Source organism: Homoserinimonas sp. (genome assembly GCF_056262345.1).
Window position 1 is genome coordinate 1 of the sequence record NZ_JBACFR010000135.1, and the last position, 4,186, is coordinate 4,186.

Annotated in this window: 4 protein-coding genes and 1 pseudogene; 4 read left to right on the forward strand and 1 reads right to left on the reverse strand. The window is 63.6% G+C overall.

Features of this window, described 5'->3' with window-relative positions; all coding sequences use genetic code 11:
- A partial coding sequence (locus AC062T_RS06730; RefSeq protein WP_476028550.1) for a GtrA family protein occupies window positions 1-495 on the reverse strand: 495 nt, incomplete at its 3' end.
- 116 nt (window positions 496-611) lie between these two features.
- Between AC062T_RS06730 and AC062T_RS06735 the strand changes: the two genes are divergently transcribed.
- From AC062T_RS06735 to AC062T_RS06750, 4 genes and pseudogenes are all read left to right on the forward strand, one after another.
- Entirely contained in the window at window positions 612-1,742 is a 1,131-nt protein-coding gene (locus AC062T_RS06735; RefSeq protein WP_476028552.1) for a 5-(carboxyamino)imidazole ribonucleotide synthase, read from the forward strand.
- Window positions 1,743-1,920: 178 nt separating this feature from the next.
- On the forward strand, window positions 1,921-2,997 hold the full coding sequence (locus AC062T_RS06740; RefSeq protein ID WP_476028554.1) for an extracellular solute-binding protein: 1,077 nt from the start codon (window positions 1,921-1,923) through the stop codon (window positions 2,995-2,997).
- A 154-nt stretch (window positions 2,998-3,151) separates the two neighbouring features.
- Window positions 3,152-3,976, forward strand: a complete 825-nt coding sequence (locus tag AC062T_RS06745; protein WP_476028556.1) for an ABC transporter permease — start codon at window positions 3,152-3,154, stop codon at window positions 3,974-3,976.
- 13 nt (window positions 3,977-3,989) lie between these two features.
- Window positions 3,990-4,186: pseudogene (locus AC062T_RS06750) on the forward strand (hypothetical protein); the annotation flags it as partial.

Genomic DNA, 4,186 nt, shown 5'->3' on the forward strand with positions numbered 1-4,186 from the left:
TAGCGACGGATCTGGGTTGGCCGCGGCATCCGCTGCCGTGTCGACGCTCGGCTCGGCAAATACCCACGACCGGTAGAGCAAGAAGCGAAACACCATGCCGAGCCCGAGCCCCACGACGTTCGTGGAGATGTTGTCGGCCAGTGCGCTCGTGAACCCCAGCACGTAGTGCGAAAGCCAGAGGCAGGTCAGCGGAATCACCATCGCCGCGACACTCACCGCCGCGAACCGCAGTCCCTCGCCGACGGGATTAGCCCGCTGTGCTCGCCGAAAAGTCCAGTGACGATTGCCGAGCCAGTTGGCGATGATCGCGAGAGAGGTGGAGATGAGCTTGGCGATCACGGGGCCCTCGTGCAGGTTCTCCGGGGAGAGAATCGTCAACCGAAGGATGTTGAACACGCCAACATCGATGACAAGCCCGACAGCCCCGACGGCCCCGAATCGCATGAGCTGACCGGCAAGCCTCTTGGCCGAGGCGGATCGAGACTCTGAACGCACGTGAGGACCTCGTCGATAGGCGAAGATGGGAGTGGCGGTGTGCAGTCTAGCCGCCAATACTCGCACGACTGCCGAGGCGGCGGCCGAGCATCCGCCCAGAAGTTTCGGAGATTCGCATGACCCTCACCGTTGGTGTTATCGGGGGCGGGCAGCTTGCCCGCATGATGATCCCCGCCGCGACCCATCTGGGAATCGACCTGCGCGTTTTTGCAGAGAACGATGGCAGCCCATCGGCGATTGCCGCGACTCAGGTCGGCGACTACATCGATGCCGATCAGGTGCTGCGCTTCGCCCGCGAGGCGGCGGTCGATGTGATCACGTTTGACCACGAGCATGTTCCTCAGGCGGTGCTCTCGGCGCTGGTCGAGGCCGGAGTCGCTGTGCGACCGGGCCCCAACGCGCTGCTGTATGCGCAAGACAAGCTCCTCATGCGCGCCCGGCTCAGCGAACTCGGGCTGCCGGTGCCGGAGTGGGCCGCCGTTTCTACCGAGGCCGAGCTCGATGCTTTCATCGCGGCCAACGGCGGCGTTGCCATCGTGAAGACCCCGCGAGGCGGCTATGACGGCAAGGGGGTGCGCGTGGTTCGCCGCGGGCGCGAGGCGATCGATTGGTTCGAGGCGCCGGGAATCGGCGCGCTTCTCGCGGAGGAACTCGTCGACTTTAGGCGTGAGTTAGCCCAGTCGGTGGCGCGTCGGCCCTCGGGCGACATCGTGGCGTGGCCCGTCGTTGAGAGCGTGCAGCAGAACGGGGTGTGTGCGGAGGTCATCGCGCCTGCCCCCAACTCGGCGGGGCGCATCGCCGATGTTGCCGAGCAGATCGCCGTGACGGTTGCCGAAGGACTCGACGTGACCGGTGTGCTCGCCGTGGAGCTTTTTGAGACGACGGATGATCGCCTGCTCATCAACGAGCTTGCGATGCGACCGCACAACACGGGGCACTGGAGCATTGAGGGCTCGACGACGAGTCAGTTCGAGCAGCACCTGCGTGCCGTGCTCGACCTTCCGCTCGGAGCTACCGGCACCAGGGATGCCTGGACGGTGATGGTGAATGTGCTTGGGGGCCCAGTGGGGGGCGGCCTCGACTCGCGTTATGCCAAAGCTATGGCGGAGCATCCCACCGTAAAGTTCCACAGCTATGGCAAGGAGTCCCGCCCGGGCCGCAAGGTCGGTCACGTCTCCGTGGGCGGCAGCGACCTTGACAACGCGATGTACCAGGCTCGGGCTGCGGCGGAGATCCTGAGCGAGTAGCACTAAGGCCCGGCTAATGACCGGTGGCCTTCGCTGGGCACGGGGTGAGTTTACGAATTGGAAACATTCCTGCAACTAATTCGGATCCACACCTACATAGATTGGATCCATTCCCGCTAGAGTGTCGGTGTAACAAGAGTTTCATCACCGACAACGACGTCAAGAATGGACCGATTTTATGATCAGTGCCACAGCAGGCTCGCGGCGCAGCAAGCGTGCACTCTCAGCGCTCGCTGGAGTAGCCGCAGTAACCGTTGCTCTCGTAGGGTGCTCCTCTGCCACCGGAGGGGATTCTTCAGACTCCGCCGGCGGCGAGGTGGTGTGGGCCGACTACGGCGGGCCGACCAACGAGAGCCGCCAGATCGCCTACTTCGACGGATTCGAAGAGGAGACCGGCATCAAGGTCATCTCGGCCTCGCTCTCCGACGCCATCATGGCGAAGATGCTCGAGGGCGGCGAAGGCGACTACGACCTGATCCAGGTGTCATCCGACTCACTCATCAAGTACAAGGACAACATCGTTGCCCTGCCCGACAGCGCAACCAAATCCGACACACTTCCCGAAGAAATCCGCGACTACGCGGTCGGCGGCTTTCTGATCGGGATCGCGCAGGGATGGATCACCGACACCTACCCCGACGGAGGCCCGCAGGACTGGGCAGACTTCTTCGACACCAAGAAGTTCCCCGGAAAGCGCGCCTGGCCCGGCAGCCCTGGCAGCTACGACGCATCGTTCGAGCTCGCGCTTCTCGCCGACGGCGTTGCGCAGGACGACCTCTACCCGCTCGACCTCGACCGCGCGACGGCCAAGCTCGACTCCATCCGGGGGGACCTCGTGTTCTACGAGTCCTATCCAGAGGTGCAGACGCTTCTCTCGACCGGCAGCGCATCGATCGCCGTGAGCGTCACGGGCCAGTTCACTGCCCTCATCAACCAGGGTCTCGACGTTACGGTGCAGTGGAACGAGGCATTCCTCAGCCCCAACTTCTTCGTGGTACCGGCGAAGGCGAAGAACCCCGAGAACGCGTTCGAGATCGCTGAGTGGCTAACGGACGGCGAACGCCAGGCCGTGTTCACGGAGCGCACCTTCTATGGCCCGGCCAACGAAGTCACGTTCGACTTTCTCGAGAACAGCACGGCGAAGCGCCTCCCCGGCGGCCCCGGCAACGACGGCTCGATCTACTTCGACGAGCAGTTCCGCGCCGACAACCTTGACGAGCTCGTCGGGCGTTACACCGACTGGCTTGCGGGCTAGGTAAGACCCGGGCCCGGGGCGTCTGCGCCCCGGGCCACCCGGCCGTCGTCAGCCGACGGTTATCGCAGTATCCGGCGTCCGTTTCGCACCGATGAGAGGTTCCGCGGCGAGCGGCACGTTTCGCACAGCTCCACACAAACGCAAGGAGATCCAGGTGAAACCCACCAGGACACAGACGGAGAAGCGCTGGCTCCTCTGGCCACCGATCGCATTCTTCGCCATCGCCCTCGGCGCACCGATCGCCATGCTCATCATCCAGGCCTTCGAATCGGGCGGATCGGCGTTCGGCGAAATGTTCGCCATGAACGCCTTCACGGCGGCCCTGCTGCGCACCCTCGTCATGGCCGTCATCGTCACGGTTCTCACAATGCTCGTCGGTGCCCTCTACGGGCTCGGAATCTGGGCAGCTCCGTCGTGGCTCTCCATGGTTCTCGTCGCGTTTCTCATGCTCTCGCTCTGGACCTCAATCGTTGTTCGCACGGTCGGCTGGATGCTCATCGAGATTCCCCGCGGAGCCCTCTTCTGGCTTCTCAATACGCTCGGGCTCACCGATGAGCCGATCGAGCTCTACCAAACGGCTATCGCGATGTACCCGGCAATGGTCGCGGTCATGCTTCCGTTCGTGGTGTTGCCCGTCATGACCGCGATGAGCGGAATCGACAAGGAACAGCTCAACGCCGCCGTCATCTTCGGCGCCGGCCCCACCCTCGTTCTGCGCAGCGTCATCCTCCCAGCGCTCAAGCCGTCTCTCATCAGCGGCGGCGTGCTCGTATTCGTGATGTCGCTCGGCTTCTATGTGACACCGCTGCTTCTTGGTGGGCCATCGAACCTCACGGTTTCTGGGGTAATCAACCTTCAAATCAACACGACCAACCGACCGGATCTCGGTGCCGCGATGAGCCTCTTGCTCGTCGGTGCGACCGTCGTCATCTACCTGATCGCGGACAAGCTGTTCAAGGTCAGCGAGAAGTGGGGCTGAACCAGTGCGCACCATGACCGGGGCCCTCGGCCTCTACCGTGTTCCGATCTTCGCTGTCTCGGTTCTCGCCGGGCTCATGCTCTTCGTGCCGTTTCTCGTGCTCGTCGCGACCTCGTGGACCTCGGGCAGCCTCCTGCTCTTTCCGCCACAGGGATTCTCCCTGCGCTGGTACGAGCAGGTGCTCCAGGACCCCAAGTGGATGGACCCGTT

What these genes read in the sequence shown, in the direction of transcription:
- AC062T_RS06735 (WP_476028552.1), top strand. Translation starts at nt 612, where the DNA reads ATGACCCTCACCGTTGGTGTTATCGGGGGCGGGCAGCTTGCCCGCATG.
- AC062T_RS06740 (WP_476028554.1), top strand. Translation starts at nt 1,921, where the DNA reads ATGATCAGTGCCACAGCAGGCTCGCGGCGCAGCAAGCGTGCACTCTCA.